This is a genomic window from Microbacterium sp. (assembly GCF_040394595.1).
Lineage (GTDB): Bacteria > Actinomycetota > Actinomycetes > Actinomycetales > Microbacteriaceae > Microbacterium.
In genome coordinates, this window is the sequence record NZ_JBEBSA010000001.1 from 311,707 (window position 1) to 327,399 (window position 15,693).

The 15,693-nt window shown below is 71.2% G+C and carries 13 protein-coding genes; 6 read left to right on the forward strand and 7 right to left on the reverse strand.

All coding sequences use genetic code 11. The annotated features are described in order from the left end of the window. Positions 1-56 precede the first annotated feature (56 nt). Positions 57-1,517, forward strand: a complete 1,461-nt coding sequence (locus tag ABWO84_RS01620) for an alanine/glycine:cation symporter family protein (RefSeq protein ID WP_353111836.1) — start codon at positions 57-59, stop codon at positions 1,515-1,517. An 11-nt stretch (positions 1,518-1,528) separates the two neighbouring features. On the opposite strand, the gene ABWO84_RS01625 is transcribed toward ABWO84_RS01620, so the two are convergent. Genes ABWO84_RS01625 through ABWO84_RS01635 form a run of 3 tightly spaced genes read right to left on the reverse strand, consistent with a single transcriptional unit; the run spans position 1,529 to position 4,785 of the window. Next, positions 1,529-2,503, reverse strand: coding sequence for an alpha/beta hydrolase family protein (locus ABWO84_RS01625; protein ID WP_353111837.1), 975 nt, complete (start codon positions 2,501-2,503; stop codon positions 1,529-1,531). Positions 2,504-2,542: 39 nt separating this feature from the next. After that, on the reverse strand, positions 2,543-3,583 hold the full coding sequence (locus ABWO84_RS01630; protein WP_353111838.1) for an LOG family protein: 1,041 nt from the start codon (positions 3,581-3,583) through the stop codon (positions 2,543-2,545). Between the two features lie 35 nt (positions 3,584-3,618). After that, a complete protein-coding gene (locus tag ABWO84_RS01635; protein WP_353111840.1) occupies positions 3,619-4,785 on the reverse strand; it encodes a DmpA family aminopeptidase in 1,167 nt (388 codons plus the stop codon). Between the two features lie 152 nt (positions 4,786-4,937). On the opposite strand from ABWO84_RS01635, the gene ABWO84_RS01640 reads away from it, so the two are divergent. After that, positions 4,938-6,395, forward strand: coding sequence for an APC family permease (locus ABWO84_RS01640; protein ID WP_353111842.1), 1,458 nt, complete (start codon positions 4,938-4,940; stop codon positions 6,393-6,395). Between the two features lie 26 nt (positions 6,396-6,421). Then, on the forward strand, positions 6,422-7,024 hold the full coding sequence (locus ABWO84_RS01645) for a TetR/AcrR family transcriptional regulator (protein ID WP_353111844.1): 603 nt from the start codon (positions 6,422-6,424) through the stop codon (positions 7,022-7,024). Between the two features lie 30 nt (positions 7,025-7,054). Here ABWO84_RS01645 and ABWO84_RS01650 read toward each other — a convergent pair whose 3' ends face one another. Continuing rightward, positions 7,055-8,806 carry a proline--tRNA ligase gene (locus tag ABWO84_RS01650; protein WP_353111845.1) on the reverse strand — a complete coding sequence of 584 codons (1,752 nt, stop codon included), beginning with the start codon at positions 8,804-8,806 and terminating at the stop codon, positions 7,055-7,057. A 126-nt stretch (positions 8,807-8,932) separates the two neighbouring features. Then, positions 8,933-9,703 carry an isocitrate lyase/PEP mutase family protein gene (locus ABWO84_RS01655; protein ID WP_353111847.1) on the reverse strand — a complete coding sequence of 257 codons (771 nt, stop codon included), beginning with the start codon at positions 9,701-9,703 and terminating at the stop codon, positions 8,933-8,935. Between the two features lie 57 nt (positions 9,704-9,760). Here ABWO84_RS01655 and ABWO84_RS01660 point away from each other — a divergent pair, with 57 nt between their 5' ends. Further along, the gene (locus tag ABWO84_RS01660; protein ID WP_353111849.1) at positions 9,761-11,191 is read left to right on the forward strand and encodes an RNB domain-containing ribonuclease; all 1,431 of its coding nucleotides are present in this window, start codon (positions 9,761-9,763) and stop codon (positions 11,189-11,191) included. Beyond that, a complete protein-coding gene (locus ABWO84_RS01665) occupies positions 11,188-12,051 on the forward strand; it encodes an aminoglycoside phosphotransferase family protein (protein WP_353111851.1) in 864 nt (287 codons plus the stop codon). Before ABWO84_RS01660 ends, ABWO84_RS01665 begins: the two co-directional genes overlap by 4 nt. Positions 12,052-12,387: 336 nt before the next feature. Here the strand turns inward: ABWO84_RS01665 and ABWO84_RS01670 are convergent, their stop codons facing one another. Next, complete coding sequence (locus ABWO84_RS01670) at positions 12,388-13,374, reverse strand: aldo/keto reductase (RefSeq protein ID WP_353111853.1); 987 nt, start codon at positions 13,372-13,374, stop codon at positions 12,388-12,390. A gap of 67 nt (positions 13,375-13,441) precedes the next feature. Between ABWO84_RS01670 and ABWO84_RS01675 the strand changes: the two genes are divergently transcribed. Then, the gene (locus ABWO84_RS01675) at positions 13,442-14,779 is read left to right on the forward strand and encodes an erythromycin esterase family protein (protein WP_353111855.1); all 1,338 of its coding nucleotides are present in this window, start codon (positions 13,442-13,444) and stop codon (positions 14,777-14,779) included. A gap of 12 nt (positions 14,780-14,791) precedes the next feature. On the opposite strand, the gene ABWO84_RS01680 is transcribed toward ABWO84_RS01675, so the two are convergent. Next, positions 14,792-15,667, reverse strand: a complete 876-nt coding sequence (locus ABWO84_RS01680; RefSeq protein WP_353111857.1) for an alanyl-tRNA editing protein — start codon at positions 15,665-15,667, stop codon at positions 14,792-14,794. Positions 15,668-15,693: the final 26 nt, after the last annotated feature.

Genomic DNA, 15,693 nt, shown 5'->3' on the forward strand with positions numbered 1-15,693 from the left:
CGGTGGCCGGCCCGCGAGGTGGACGGGACCGCCCCGCTCTGCGCATACTGTTCGCCATGGATGCGATCAACGACTGGCTGACGACCTGGGGCGACAACTTCTGGACCTGGCTGGTTCTCCCGATCGTCGTCCTGCTGGGCCTCTACTTCACCGTGCGGTCCGGCGTCGTGCAGTTCCGGATGATCCCGGAGATGTTCCGCACCCTCACCGACCGCACGCCGCGGACGGCCGACGGCGCTCCCCAGTCGGTGTCGGCGTTCCAGGCGTTCACCATCTCCGCCGCATCCCGCGTGGGCGTGGGCAACATCGCCGGCGTCGGCACCGCGATCGCGATCGGCGGCCCCGGCGCGGTGTTCTGGATGTGGCTGATGGCCTTCATCGGCGGGGCGTCGAGCTTCATCGAGTCGTCGCTCGCTCAGCTGTTCAAGGTGCGCGACGCCAGCGGCTTCCGCGGCGGGCCTGCCTACTACATGCAGCACGGCCTCCGCTCGCGGTGGATGGGAATCGCCTTCGCCGTCGTCCTCATCGTCTGCTTCCCCATCGCCTTCAGCTCGCTGCAGGCCAACACGATCCAGGCCACGCTCTCGGGAAGCCTCGGCGACGCGGCCGCCCCCTGGCTCCCCGTGGCCACCGGAGCGGCACTCGCCGTGCTCATGGGACTCGTGATCTTCGGCGGGGTCCGCCGCATCGCCTCCGTCACCCAGACCCTGGTGCCGCTGATGGCGGTCGGCTACCTCCTGCTCGGCCTGGTGGTCGTCGTCCTGCACGCCGACCGGATCCCCGAGGTGATCGGCGCGATCTTCGGGCAGGCGTTCGGACCCAACGAGATCCTCGGAGCGGCCTTCGGCTATGTGGTGCTGCAGGGCGTCAAGCGCGGCATGTTCTCCAACGAGGCCGGGCTCGGCTCGGCGCCGAACGCCGGCGCGACCGCCGCGGTGACCCATCCGGTCAAGCAGGGCCTCGTGCAGACCCTCGGCGTCTACTTCGACACCTTCCTGGTGTGCTCGATCACGGCGTTCATCATCCTCGTCTCGGTCCCCGACCTCGCGAACGCGCAGCGCGGCATCGACCTCACCCAGGGCGCCCTCGTCAGCACGCTGGGCAGCTGGTCGAACATCGCCCTGAGCATCATCATCTTCCTGCTCGCGTTCAGCTCGGTGCTCGGCAACTACTACTACGGGGAGTCGAACCTCGAGTTCATCACCACCCGCCGCGGCATGCTCACCGGCTACCGCCTGGTGGCGATCGCGGCGGTCTTCGTCGGATCGGTGGTCTCCGCCGACATCGTATGGAACTTCGCCGACGGCGCGATGGGCATCATGGCCCTGATCAACCTGGTGGCGATCGCGCTGCTCTCGGGTGTCGCGTTCCGGCTGCTCAAGGACTACCGCCAGCAGCGGCGCGAGGGCTTCGACCCGATCTTCACGCGCGACCGGATGCCCGACATCCGGGGCATCAGCGTGTGGGAGGACGCCGAATCGGTCACCGGTCCGATCGAGACGATCCGGCGGCGCTGACCCCGGCGGCCTCAGACCACGGCACGCAGCCAGCCGAGGATGTCCTCCACCGCCTCCGGGTCGAGGCGCGTGCCCGGCTCGTTGTAGCCGCCGCCGGGCGCCGCGGCCCGCTCCTCCGGAGTCCGCACGTCCTCCTTGAGCACATGGTTCGCGTTCTCCGGGAAGACGAAGGAGACCTGAGGCATCCCCGCCGCCGCGGTCTGCAGCGGCGCGCCGTCCGCCTCCGCGTCGACCTGCACGTCCTTGCGGCCGATGAGCACCAGCAGGGGGATACGCACCCGGGGCAGCGTCGCCGTCGCGTCCTCGGCCCAGAGCTCGCGGGCGAGAGGCAGGTTGGCCGGGGCCTCGAAGCTCGCGAGCACCATCCTCACCCCCTCCGGGAGGCGGGGGTCGGGGTCCATCGGCTCCCCCGCGTCGTAGCGCTCCGCCGCTTCCCGCACGAGAGGGAAGAGCTCCGCGCCGCCGGGGACGAGACCGAGCTGGGTGCGCAGCTGCATCATCAGCACCGCACCGACGCTGCGTCCCGGAGGCGCGGCGAGGATCGCACCGGCGAAGGGCGTCCGCTGCGAGCCGGTGACGTAGTGCAGCACGTGGAGACAGCCCTCGCTGTTGCCGAGTCCCACGATGCGCGCGGCGTCGACCGACGGATCGCCGGCGAGGACGTCGACCGCCCCGACGAGCTCGTCGAGGTGGGACTGCATGCTCATCCTGCCGATCAGTGCGGGAAGGTTCTCGGCGACATGGGGGCCGGAGGCGCGCTTGTCGTAGCGGAGCGAGGCGAAGCCGGCCTCGGCGAGCACGTCCGCGAGCAGCGCCGCGCTCCCGTTCTCCCCCGACAGCAGAGGAGAGGTCCAATCACGGTCGGTCGGTCCTGACCCCGCCACCATGACGACGGCGGGGAACGGGCCGTCCCCGTCCGGCCTGGTCATGGTGCCGAACATGTCGATACCGTCGAGCTGCCAGCTCACCTCTGCGGAGTGGGTCATGTGCTCATCGTGTCACCACGGCGCCCTGAGCACGAGCCCTCAGGCGGCCGACGGCAGGCGGTTGATCGCGCGGATCAGCAGGTGCAGGGAACCCACTTTGTACTGGTTGAGGACCAGGGTCACGCGCGGGAGGTCGAGCAGGTCGTGGTCGGCGCGCTCGGGGGCGAGGGGCTCGGAGCGCTCGATGCGACCGCGCAGCAGCAGATCCCCGAATCGGTCGTTCAGCTCATCGATCTCCGCGTCGGTCGGCTCGTGACGCAGCCGCAGCACGAGCCGGTCCCCCACCCAGCGCAGCGAGTCGTAGTTGCGCCAGAACCCCAGGATCTCCGCCACGGCCGCATCGACGGAGTCGGTGATCAGCGCCCTCCCGAGATCGCCCGGGGAGATGTACCCGCCCGCCTCCAGGTTCTGCGAGACGAAGGTCGACAGCCCCTGCCAGAACGTGCCGCCCGGCTCATCGAGCAGGACGATCGGCATCGGCTCCGCCTTGCCGGTCTGCTGCAGCGTCAGGAGCTCGAACATCTCGTCCATGGTGCCGAACCCGCCGGGGAGGCATACGAAGCCCCGGGACTCCTTCATGAGCATCAGCTTGCGGGTGAAGAAGTACTTCATGGACACGAGGTGGGAGTCCTCCGAGACGACCGCGTTGGCCTTCTCCTCGAAGGGCAGCCGGATCGACACGCCGATCGACATCTCGCGTCCGGCCCCCTCGGCTCCGGCCTGCATGATCCCGGGCCCGGCTCCCGTGACGACCATCCACCCCTCCCGTGCGAGCTTCTCGGCCACGTCGTGCGCCTGACGGTACAGCGGGTCGTCCTGCCGCGTGCGGGCCGATCCGAAGATCGTCACCTTCGAGGCGCCCGCGAGCGGCGCGAAGAGCCGGAACGCGTCACGCATCTCGCTCAGGGCCGCGGAGGCGATCTTCAGGTCGAGCCGATCGGTCGCGTCGAGCCCGAGGTCCGTCGAGGTCTGGAGCATCCGGCCGATCAGCGTGCGGTCGCTACGGATGCCGGCGGCATCGAGCAGCCCTTCGATGCGGGAGCGGATGTCGGCGGCGAGAGCGTCGGACGGCGTGGTCATGCCTCTACCCTCGCACGTCCGGCGACCCGTGCGGATCAGCGCGCCGCAAGCCGCGCGACGGCGGCGCGCACCTCCTCGTGCGGGAGCGCGGGGCTGAAGTGGCCGCTCCGGCCCGTCATGTCCTCGGCGGCGATCAGGGCGTTCCACACCGCCTCGTCGACCGCCTGGACGACGGCGGTCAGGAGCGGATCGATCCGCCCCCACGGCAGGATGCGCAGCCGCTCGTGGGCCACCGGCTCCTCACCGGGCAGCCGCGAGGCGAGCGCCCCGGAGTTGGCCGTCGAGAAGGCGAGCATGATGTCACCGGAGAAATGCCCTCCCGCCGTGCCGCTGCGAGCGAGGCCCAGCGGACCACGGCGGGCGAGCGCGGCGCATTGCCCGGGGAGCAGCGGTGCGTCCGTCGCGATCACCACGATCGCGCTCCCGGCTCCCGGACGCGACCGCAGCCGCTCTCCATCACGACGCAGCCAGTCCTCGGTCTCCATTCGATTGGGCGCGGCCGAACCCGCCCCGATCCGGATGCCGGCGAGCTCGAGCTCCTCGCGCGCACCGAAGTTCGCCTGCACGAGCACGCCCACGGCGTACCGCTCGTCCCCGATCGGCACCACCCGGGACGAGGTTCCCGTCCCGCCCTTGAAGCCGTAGCAGTTCATGCCGGTGCCTCCCCCGACGTTCCCCTCCGGGACGGCGCCTCCGGTCGCCGCGTCCAGCGCGGCCTCCGCATGCTCCGGTCGGACATGGCCGCCGTTGATGTCGTGGAGGTAGCCGTCCCAGGTCTCCCCGACGACCGGGAGCATCCACTCCGCGGCGACCTCCGGAGCATGCCTCGCCACCCATGCCTCGACACCCGAGTGCACGGCTCCGACGGCGTGCGAGCTGGTGATCGCCACCGGCAGGGTGAGGGCTCCCGCCTCGTCGATCCAGCTCCGGCCGGTCAGCTCCCCGTTGCCGTTGAAGGAGTGCACCGCGGCGGCGCAGGCGTCGCCGACGCCGCCCCTCCCGCGCGGGAGGATCGCGGTGACGCCGGTACGCACCGCCCGCTCCCCCTCCCCCTCGATCAGGGTGACGCAGCCGACCTCCACCCCCGGGACGTCGGTGATCGCTCCGTGGCGCCCCGGCTGCCCGCGGAACGGGACGCCGAGGTCGCGTGCACGCGGCGCGGCGCCGGCGGATGCCGGGAGGAGAACAGGCTCCGTTGTCATCGATGACTCCGATTCTGTCTTGAACGAATGTTCAGATCTTAAGCGACGATTTGAATATTTGCTTGACTTTTCTCGACTGACACTCTTGAATCACTGTTCAAGCAGCTCTGCCGCTGCCTCCCGAAACGCAGACCCCGATCCTGGAGCCGATGATGTCCCAGTCGAAAATCCTGCCCACGACGACCAGCACCTCCCTCGCCCGCCGAAGGCTGGGCGTCTGGGCGATCGTCTTCTTCGTCGTCTCGGCGGCCGCCCCGCTCACCGTCGTGGCCAGCGCCGCGGCCACCGACTTCCGGATCGCGGGGATCGGCGGTCCCGGCGCCATGCTCGCCAGCGGGGTCGTCCTGATGCTCTTCGCCGTCGGGTTCACCGCGATGTCGCGCTATGTCCGCAACACCGGGGCGTTCTACGTCTACGGCGCGCGCGGCCTCGGCAAGCCCGTGGGCATCGGGATCGTGTTCGTCACGATCTTCTCCTACGCCGCGCTCTGCATCTGCTTCTACGGGTTCGTGGGCTTCTTCGGCGAGATGACCTTCTCCTCCCTCTTCGGGATCGAGCTGCCCTGGACGGTCTACGCGATCGCCGCCTTCCTCATCGTCGCCGTGCTCGGCTATCGCAAGATCGACGTGGGCGCCAAGGTGCTGGCCGTCCTGCTCACCGCGGAGGTCGCGATCCTCCTCGTCCTCTCCGTCGCCGTGCTCGTGCAGGGCGGCCCGGAGCCCGTCTCCCTCGCCTCCTTCGCTCCGCAGAACGTCTTCTTCGCGGCGGGGAGCGGCGCCCTGTTCGTCTTCGGTTTCGGCGCCTACCTCGGCTTCGAGAGCACCGCGATCTACACGGAGGAGGCGAAGGACCCCGGGCGCACCGTGCCCGCCGCCACCTACATCGCGATCGCCTTCCTCGGCGTGTTCTACGGCTTCACGTTCTGGATCCTCACCGTCGCGTTCGGAATCGACGGCGTGCTGAAGCTGGCCATGCAGGACGACTTCCAGGACATGGTGTTCCATGCGGGCGACCAGTACCTCGGCGCCTGGGCGGGCATCACGATGAGGGTGCTGATCGTCACGAGCTTCTTCGCCTGCCTGCTGGCGTTCCACAACGCCTGCTCCCGCTACCTCTTCGCGATGGGCCGGGAGCGGCTGCTGCCCGCCTGGTTCGGCGAGACGCAGGAGAAGACCAAGGCCCCGCATCATGCGAGCCTCGCGCTCTCCGCGCTGTCCCTCCTCGCGATCCTCGTCACGATGCTCAGCGGCGCCGACCCCTTCCTCGGCTTCGCCCTCCCGGTGTACTCGATCGGCGTGGCCGGCCTCGTGCTGGCGCAGGGCGTGGCCGCGATCTCCGTCGTCGGCTTCTTCCTCCGGGATCGGCGGGGGCACAGCGTCTGGCGGGTGATCGTCGCCCCGGCCCTGGGTGCTGTCGGACTGCTGATCGGCGTGGTCCTCATCGCGCTCAACTTCGACCTCGTCTCGGGGCTGGAAGGCCCCGTCAACGGCGCGCTGCTGGCGCCGATCCCGCTGCTGTTCGTCGCGGGCGTGGTGGTCGGCTTCGTCATCAGGGCGCGACGCCCCGAACACTATGCTGAGTTGACCGCGTACGTCCCCGACGAGGACTGAGACGCCCGAGAACGAGGGGGCACCCGGTGGCAGGCCAGCCGAAGCACGCCGCGCGCCGCGCGGAGCTGATCTCCGCCACGCGGCGGGTCGCCGGGCGGAGCGGGCTCGGAGGGACGAACGTGCGGGCCGTCGCCGCGGAGGCGTCGATGAGCACCGGGAGCGTGCTCTACTACTTCCCCAGCTTCGACGACCTCATGTACGCCACGGTCGAGGGCGTGCTGGAGGAGATGTACGACCGCCGGCGCACCATCGCCGAGAGCGAGCCGGATCCCGCCCGCCGCCTGAAGAAGCTCATCGTCGCGGGCGTCCCCGATACGATCAGCGACCATCTGCGGATGGCGTACGAGAGCATCCCTCTGCTCCGCGACCAGCCGCAGTACCGTCCGCTGCACCGGTCGATCGTCGAGCGTCAGGTCTCCCTCTACCGATCGACGATCGAGATCGGCGCGGCGACCGGTGCCTTCCGCCCGCAGACGGACCTCACGACCATCTCGCGCAACATCGTGGCGCTGGAGGACGCGTACGACCTCTACCCGCTGATCGGCTTCGAGCTCGATCCCCAGGTCTTCCGCGGCAACATCATGTCCTACGTGCGCATCGTGCTCGACTGCGAGCTGCCGGAGGACTGACCGCGGCCGCGCGGCCGTCATCCCGCGGACTCAGCCCAGGCGGGCGATCAGCTCCGACGCGGGGATCGTCTCACGCTCTCCGGATCGGCGGTCCCACAGCTCGACCTGGCCGTCGGCGGCGCCGCGTCCCACGATGACGATGGTCGGCACGCCCAGCAGCTCGGCGTCGCCGAACTTCACGCCCGGCGACACCTTCGGACGGTCGTCGTAGAGCACCTCGCGCCCCGTCCCCTCGATGCCGGCCGCCAGCGACGCGGCCAGTTCGTAGGCGACCTCGTCCTTGCCGGTGGCGATCACGTGCACGCCGAACGGCGCGATCGCCTCGGGCCAGATGAGGCCCTTGTCGTCACTGTTCAACTCGGCGATCGCCGCGAGGATGCGGGTGACGCCGATCCCGTAGGAGCCCATCGTCACCGTGGCGAGCTTGCCGTTCTCGTCGAGCACCTTCAGGCCGAGCGCCTCGGCGTACTTCCGTCCGAGCTGGAAGACGTGTCCGATCTCCATGCCGCGGGCCAGGGTGACCGGCCCGGAGCCGTCGGGGGCCTCGTCGCCGTCACGCACGCTGGCGACCTCCACGAAACCGTCGGCCGCGAAGTCGCGTCCCGCGACCACGCCGACCGCGTGCTTCTGGTCGATGTTCGCTCCGGTGATCCAGCTCGTGCCCTCGACGACGCGCGGGTCGAGGAGATACCGGATTCCGGTCGCGGACTCCTCGCCCAGTACGGCGCCCTCGGCGCTCCACGGGCCGATGTAGCCGCGCACCAGCAGGGGGTTCTTCGCGAAGTCGGCATCGGTGGCGGGCTCGACCTCGGCCGGGGCGAAGGCGACCTCCGCGCGCTTCTCGTCGACGTCGCGGTCTCCCGGGATGCCGACGATCACGAGCTCACGGGAGCCGTCGAGGTGCGTGAGCGCGAGGACGACGTTCTTCAGCGTGTCCGCCGCGGTGTACGCCCCGTCGAGCACCGTGTTGCTGTGCGCCACGAGGGTCTCGATCGTCGGCGTGTTCGGCGAGTCGAAGACGACGGGCGCGCCGGAGGCGTCGAACGGGACCGCATCGCGGGCCGGGGTCGCGTAGGCCTCGACGTTCGCGGCATATCCGCCCGCTGAGCGCACGAACGTGTCCTCACCGATCGGCGTCGGGTGCAGGAACTCCTCGCTGCGCGAGCCGCCCATCGCCCCGGCATCGGCCTGGACGATGACGTACTCCATGCCGAGGCGCTGGAAGATGCGCTCATAGGCGTCGCGCTGCGCCTGGTAGGAGACGTCGAGCCCCGCGTCCGAGGCGTCGAAGGAATAGGCGTCCTTCATCGTGAACTCGCGCCCGCGCAGGAGGCCGGCGCGCGGCCGCGCCTCGTCGCGGTACTTGTCCTGGATCTGGTAGATCGTCAAGGGCAGGTCCTTGTACGAGGAGTAGAGGTCCTTCACGAGCAGGGTGAAGGCCTCCTCGTGGGTCGGGGCGAGGAGGTAGTCGCCGCCCTTGCGATCCTGCAGCCGGAACAGCAGATCGCCGTACTCCTCCCAGCGACCGGTCGCTTCGTAGGCCTCGCGCGGCATCAGCGCCGGGAAGTGGACCTCCTGCGCGCCGGCGGCGGCCATCTCCTCGCGGATGATCGCCTCGATCCGGGCGCGCACGCGCAGCCCCAGAGGCAGCCAGGCGAAGATGCCGGCGGCCTGGCGACGGATGTAGCCGGCGCGCACCAGGAGCTTGTGGCTGCGGACCTCGGCATCGGCCGGGTCCTCGCGCAGCGTGCGGACGAAGAGCTGAGAGAGACGGGTGACCACGGCACAAGTCTAGTGACGACCGGGAGCCCCCTCCGCCGCCCCTCCTACGGGTGGTGTCACGAACCGCAGAGCATCCGGTCGGATCCGCCCGCGATCCGTGACACCGCCTGCCGATCGGGCGAGGGGTCAGTTCAGTGCGCGGGTGCTCGCCGGGATCACGCCGTCGGCGTACAGGCTCGATGCCACGTCCTGCAGCGCGGTGAGCGCGACGCGCTGGGGTAGCGGCCCGTACGAGATGCGCGCCACGCCGAGTGCCTCGTACTCCGCGGCCGTGAGCGCGCCGGGCAGTCCGATGACGCTGAGCCTGCCCGCGCCGATCCCATCGACGAGCGTGCGCGTGGCGTCGGCGTCGAGCACGCCGGGCACGAACACGGCCGTCGCGCCGGCGTCGAGGTACGCACGCCCGCGCTCCACCGCGTCGCGGAGCTTGTCGGCGAGCGGCTTGTCCCCACCGCGGACGATCGCGTCCGTACGGGCGTTCAGCACGAACGGGACGCCCTCGGCCTCGCCGGCCTTGATGATCGCCTCCACCTGGGCGACCGACTCCGCGAAGGGCTTCAACCGGTCCTCGACGTTGGCGCCCACCACTCCGGCGCCGATCGCCAGGCGGGTGGCCTCCCCCGCGTCTCCATAGCCGTCGTCGAGGTCGGCGGTGACAGGTAGCTCCACAGCGGCGGCGATCCGGCCGACCATGTCGATCATGAGCTCACGAGGGATCTGGCCGTCGGCGTAGCCGAAGGTCGACGCGATCGAGTGCCCTGCGGTCGCGATCGCCGTCGTCCCGGGAAGGGCGGCGACCGCTTGGGCGGAGACGACGTCCCACACGTTGACGACGCGAAGGATCTGCGGAGCGGCGTAGAGGCCGGCGAGGGCGGCTGCGGAGGAGGAGATGCTCATGGATCTCACGCTAGTCGCCTGCGGGGACGCGAGGGCCGATGCGCATAGGCTGACCCCATGCCTCAGCGCCGATCGCACATCGCATCCTCCGTCGCGCAGAGCGAGCTGGCCGCCGCCCTCGAGGCCGTGCGTGCGCCGTTCGATGTGCCGTTCCCGCCCGAAGCCGTCGCCGAGGCGGAGCGGGCGACCGCCGCACCGCCCGGGCTCGACCTGCGGGAGATCCCTTTCGCCACCCTCGACCCGCTGGGCTCGAGGGACCTGGATCAGGCGTTCCAGCTCGAGCGCACGGGCCGCGGCTACACGGTGCGCTATGCGATCGCCGACGTGCCGGGGTTCATCGTCCCCGGCGGCGCACTCGACGCCGCGGCCCGTTCGCGCGGGCAGACCCTGTACGCCGCCGACGGATCCATCCCGCTGCATCCGCCGGTGCTCAGCGAGGGCAGCGCATCCCTCCTGCCGGAGCAAGAACGCCCCGCATTGGTGTGGACCTTCGTGCTGGACGGCGACGGCGTCGCGACCGACACCCGCCTCGAGCGGGCGCTGATCCGCTCCCGGGCGCAGCTGGACTACGCCTCGACGCAGGCGGCCCTCGACGCGGGACAGGACTCCCCCGCCGCGCTGCTCCCCGAGGTCGGACGCCTCCGACTCGAGCAGGAGGCCGCGCGGGGCGGCGCGAGCCTCAACCTTCCCGACGCCGAGGTGGTCCGCGGCGACGACGGCGCCTATCGGATCGAGCGGAGGCACCCGCTCCCCGTCGAGGACTGGAACGCCCAGCTGTCGCTGATGACCGGGATGGCGGCCGCCGACCTGATGCTCGGCGCGAAGGTCGGCGTGCTGCGCACGATGCCGCAGCCGGACGACGAGGCCTTCGCGACCTTCCGCCGGCAGACCGAGGCCCTCGGACGCCCCTGGACCGATGGTCGGTACGGCGACTATCTCCGCGGCCTCGATCGTGCCGACCCGCTGACCCTGCCGGTGCTCGAGGCGGCGAGCGCCCTATTCCGGGGCGCCGGCTACGTGGCCTTCGACGGGGCGGCTCCCGAGCAGACGATGCAGGCGGCGATCGGCGCGCCCTACGCCCACGCCACCGCGCCACTGCGGCGGCTGGTCGACCGCTGGTCGCTGGCGATCTCCCTCGCGGTCTCCGAGGGACGGGAGATCGCGGACTGGGCCCGCGAGGGCCTCTCCGAGCTGCCGAAGCTGATGCAGGACTCCTCCGCCCGCTCCTCCCAGCTCAACGCGCAGACGATCGACCACGTGGAGGCCGCGCTCCTCGCCCCGCACGTCGGGGAGGAGTTCGACGCCGCCGTGATCCGGCCGGCGAACGGAGACGGCGTCGCCACCGTGCAGCTGACCGAGCCCGCCGTGACCGCACGCGCCCCCGTCCCCGAGGGGACAACCCCGGGTGCCGTCGTGCGCCTGCGCCTGCAGTCGGCGGAGATCGCCTCCGGGAAGATCTCCTTCGCCGCGCCCGGCACCGCCCGATGACCGTCCCGCTCCCGCTGGACCCGGAGCAGCGCGACTGGCTGCGCGAACGCCTGCCCGATGCCGTGCTCGTGCGCGACATGTCATGGCGGCTCATGGCGTCGACGGTGCTCCGCGTGCGCTCCGGCGGCGCGGACTACGTGGTGAAGGCCGGCGGGCCGGAGAACCATCACATCGGACGGGAGATCGCCGCCCATCCGCGGCGCACCGCCGCCCTCACCTCCTCCGGTCACGCCGCGCGGATGCTCGACGCCGACCCCGACCTCCGCGTGATGCTCCTCGAGCACCTGCCCGGCGTTCTCGTGGAGGGCACGCCGGCCGAGTGGCGACCGGACACCTACGTGCAGGCGGGCGACCTCCTCCGCCGCCTGCACGCGCAGGAGACGCGCGAGGACCCCGACCACGAGAGGATCGCAACCGACCGCGCCTTGGGGTGGCTCGACCAGCCCCACCGGGTCGATCCCGACGCCGAGAGGGCGGCACGACGCATCCTCGAGAGAGCGGAGACCCCCTCCGTCCGTGTGGTGCCGGCACACGGTGACTGGCAGCCCCGGAACTGGCTGATCTCCCCCGACGCGGAGGCCGGCGACGGGGTCATCCGGGTGATCGACTTCGGGAGGTTCGCCTTCCGCCCCGCGAACTCCGATCTGGGCCGGCTCGCCGGACAGCAGTGGCGCGGACGCCCCGATCTGGAGCGCGCCTTCTTCGACGGATACGGCGAGGATCCCCGCGATCCCGTCCTCTGGCCGCTGCATCTGCTGCGCGAAGCCGTCGGCACCGCGTGCTGGGCGTTCAAGGTCGGCGACACCGCCTTCGAGCAGCAGGGGCACCGGCTGCTCTCGGAAGCGCTGGCGCGGTTCTGAGCGACGCTTCGACGACGTCGTGATCGTCGGATATGCACCGCCCGCGGTCCAGGACTCACCGCAGCCCGCCCCCGATCTTCGACAGAGACGGCCACGCCCAGACCTATGTACCCCAGAGTCGGCGCCCGCCGCGGAGCCACAGGCGCGGGCGCGTCGGCCACGGAAGCCGGAGCGGCGGGCGCTGCCGCTGCCGCCGTTCCGGGGCCCGGCACCGATGGCGAGGACCCCTGCGGGAACGTCGTCGGCCGCAGGCGCGGAGCTCTCCGTCCACCGCGATCCGTTCCACCGGCCCTGCCGGGGCTCCCGTCACACCTGCAGCGCATCGGGAGGCGCTCTCTAACGGTCGATCGTTCCCATCTGCGCGGCGTTGTACCGCTCCCCGTGCACGCCGATCCGCTCCGCGAGGGTATCCAGGTCGGCGAGCTCCCCCGGCGTGAGCCCCACGTCGGCGGCGCCGATGTTCTCCTGGATGCGCGACACCCGCCGCGTCCCCGGGATCGGCACGATCCAGGGCTCCTGCGCGAGGAGCCAGGCGAGGGCGATCTGTCCCGGCGTCGCCCCCTTGGCTCTGGCGAGCTCGGCGACGTGGTCGACCAGCGCACCGTTCGCCGCCCGGTTCGCCTCGCTGAAGCGGGGCAGACCCGCGCGCATGTCGTCGGCGGCGAAGACGGTGGATCCGTCGACGCCCCCGGCGAGGAACCCTCTGCCGAGCGGGCTGAAGGGCACGAAGCCGATGCCCAGCTCGGCGAGGACCGGCAGCACCTCGGTCTCCGGATCCCGCGTCCACAGGGAGTACTCGCTCTGCAGGGCGGTGACCGGGTGGACCGCATGCGCCCGGCGGATCGTCGCCGCCGACGCCTCGGAGAGCCCGAAGTGGCGGACCTTCCCCTCGGCGATGAGCTCCGCCACCGTTCCGGCGACGTCCTCGATCGGGACATCGGGGTCGACGCGGTGCTGGTAGAGAAGGTCGATCGTGTCGGTCCGCAGTCGTCGGAGCGACTCCTCGGCGACCTCGCGGATGTGCGCGGGGCGACTGTCCAGCCCCGTGCTCCTGCCGGCCTCGATGCGCCAGCCGAACTTCGTGGCGATCACCACGCGGTCGCGGACGGGTGCCAGCGCCTCACCGACGAGCTCCTCGTTGGCGAAGGGCCCGTACACCTCGGCCGTGTCGAAGAGCGTCACGCCGAGGTCGACAGCGGTCCGCAGTACCTCGATCATCTCCTCGCGCGTCCCGGGATTCGGGCCATAGCTCTGCGACATCCCCATACACCCCAGCCCGATGGCCGAGACCTGGAGTCCCCGTCCGAGTGTCCGCGTCTTCATGGCCGTCCTCCGTCGCGTCGATGCCGGGTGCGCCTTCGATGCTAACCCCGGGCGTACGCTGAACGGCGTGGAGGAGCAGACCGACCCGCTCGGACGTTGGCTGCGCGCCGAGGCGCCGCGCCTGCGCACCGTCGACCCCGATGATCCGGACGACTCCGACCTCGAACCGATGCTCGACATCGTCGGCGATGCGAGGGTGGTCGCCGTCGGCGAGTCGATGCACCGCGTACACGAGTTCCTCGCGCTTCGGCACCGGATCTTCCGATTCCTGGTCCGGCGCGCCGGGTTCACGACGCTCGTGATGGAGAGCGGCCTCCCGGAGGGGCTGCGCGTCGACGACTGGCTGCGCGAGGGGACCGGCGGCCTCCGAGCGGCGCTGAGCGCGGGGATCACCTACCGCTTCGGCGCATGCGAGGAGATGCTCGACCAGCTCACCTGGATGCGACAGCGCAACGCCGGAGGGGAGCATCCGGTGCGCTTCGCCGGCATGGACGTCCCCGACTCCTCGGCGAGCGCGTTCCCCGGCGTCGTGGCGGCGCTGGAGCTGCTGGACCGGGCCGATCCCGCGTACGCGGCGCACGTCCGCCAGGAGGTCCTGCCGCTGTTCGACTACCTCCCGGAGGACCGCACCGGGCTCGCCCAGTCGGCCACGGCCATCCAGGCCTATCTCGCGCTCGACGCCGATCTCCAGCGTCGGCTCTCCTCCGCGATCGGAGACCTGGTCGCCCGGATGAGGGCGCGTCGCACCGACATGCGCCTCCTGGCACCGGCGGCCCGCGTCGACGAGGCGATCCGCGCCGCGGAGAGCGCCCGCGCCGCCGATGACTTCCTGCACGCGATGACCAGCGGCCCCACGCGCACCTGGCCCGCCGCGAACATCCGCGATGCCTGGATGGCCGAGTCCGTGGAGCGTCTCCTGGACCGGGAGCCGCGGATCCTGGTCGCGGCGGCGAACGGCCACGTCCAGAGGACGCCGTTCTCGGCGCCTCCTTTCGTGCCGGAGCCGATGGCGACGATGGGCGGACATCTGTCCGCCGCCCTCGGCGACGACCTCGTCGTGATCGGCACCGCGTTCGGCGGCGGTGAGGCGTGGCTGCATCGCCCGGATCCCGAGGATCCCCCCGGGCACTCCCGCCCTTTCGTGCAGCCTCTCGCACCCCTGCGTGAAGACAGCGTCGACGCGGCGATCGCCCGGACAGGCACGGGCGATGTCCTCATCGATCTGCGCCGCCTCCCTCCGGAGGCGGCGACCGCTCTCGACCGCAGCGCGGGCCTGCACAACGGTGACGTCCTGCAGCCGCTGGCGGTGCGCGAGGCCTTCGATGCGATCGCCTTCGTCCGCACGATCACCCCCTGGCACACCTGGATCGACGATCGAGGTGTCGACGAACGCGCCGCCCCCTGACCTCCGACCGTGTCAGGCCGGAATCGCCGTCGTCGTCATGACGAGCAGCTGCGGATCGCTGAGATCGAGCGTCACCGAGATCGAGGAGAACGCGGAGAGCGACGGCACGTGGGTGCCGCCGCAGAGGATCGAGGCCGTGCCCTCCGGCAGATCGCAGACCCACCGGCGCCGGTCCACGATGGTCGGCCCGTCGGTGTCGATGCGGCTCGGGGCAGCGGAGACCACCCAGGTCGCCAGCCGCTCGTTGATCGCGCGCTCGCGCTCCGCGAGCGTGGCGGCGAAGGTCTCCGCATCGAACCCCGCCTTGCGCAGGCTCTTCCCGAGCCGGTACTCGTCCACGGCGCCGTCTTCGCCGATGCGGCTGCTCTGGTTGGCTCGGCCCTCGAAGTCCGGGGTGCCCAGCGCATCGGCGCCCGGATCCTTCCGCCAGAGATCCGCGACCGCAAGGTCGAGCGCGAGCGAGGCCAGATGGCAGGCCGTGTGGCCTCGGCTCAGGCCGGCGCGACGGCCCGCGTCCACCGTGAGGTGCGCCGATGCCCCCGTCGCATCCTCGGGAGCCGCGCCGGAGAGGATGTGGCCGACGAGCCAGGTCCACCCCTCGGAGCCCCGTTTGACGGGGATGTCCGCCCCGACGCGGAACTCGCCGTCGTCAGAGATCGCGCCCATGACGGCCTCGGACACCGCAAGGTCGACGCCGCCGACCGTGACGGTCCCGGAATCGCCCGGCTGGTCGGGCCAGGTGTGGTCGACCGGGTGGAAAGGCGTCACGTCGACGACGAGGATCGCGCCCTCGCCGTGCGGCCGCACGATGAGCACGGTCCCGTCGCCCGCCAGCTCGCCCGCAGGAAAGGTGACGACGGTCGGGGTGCGGAGTGCTTCGGAGCTCATGACTCCACTCTCGCATGCCGCTCGCT

Coding starts and splice junctions, on each gene's coding strand:
- ABWO84_RS01660 (WP_353111849.1), top strand. CDS start 9,761: ATGCCTCAGCGCCGATCGCACATCGCATCCTCCGTCGCGCAGAGCGAG.
- ABWO84_RS01640 (WP_353111842.1), top strand. CDS start 4,938: ATGTCCCAGTCGAAAATCCTGCCCACGACGACCAGCACCTCCCTCGCC.
- ABWO84_RS01680 (WP_353111857.1), bottom strand. CDS start 15,667: ATGAGCTCCGAAGCACTCCGCACCCCGACCGTCGTCACCTTTCCTGCG.
- ABWO84_RS01630 (WP_353111838.1), bottom strand. CDS start 3,583: ATGACCACGCCGTCCGACGCTCTCGCCGCCGACATCCGCTCCCGCATC.
- ABWO84_RS01665 (WP_353111851.1), top strand. CDS start 11,188: ATGACCGTCCCGCTCCCGCTGGACCCGGAGCAGCGCGACTGGCTGCGC.
- ABWO84_RS01670 (WP_353111853.1), bottom strand. CDS start 13,374: ATGAAGACGCGGACACTCGGACGGGGACTCCAGGTCTCGGCCATCGGG.
- ABWO84_RS01635 (WP_353111840.1), bottom strand. CDS start 4,785: ATGACAACGGAGCCTGTTCTCCTCCCGGCATCCGCCGGCGCCGCGCCG.
- ABWO84_RS01620 (WP_353111836.1), top strand. CDS start 57: ATGGATGCGATCAACGACTGGCTGACGACCTGGGGCGACAACTTCTGG.
- ABWO84_RS01625 (WP_353111837.1), bottom strand. CDS start 2,503: ATGACCCACTCCGCAGAGGTGAGCTGGCAGCTCGACGGTATCGACATG.
- ABWO84_RS01655 (WP_353111847.1), bottom strand. CDS start 9,703: ATGAGCATCTCCTCCTCCGCAGCCGCCCTCGCCGGCCTCTACGCCGCT.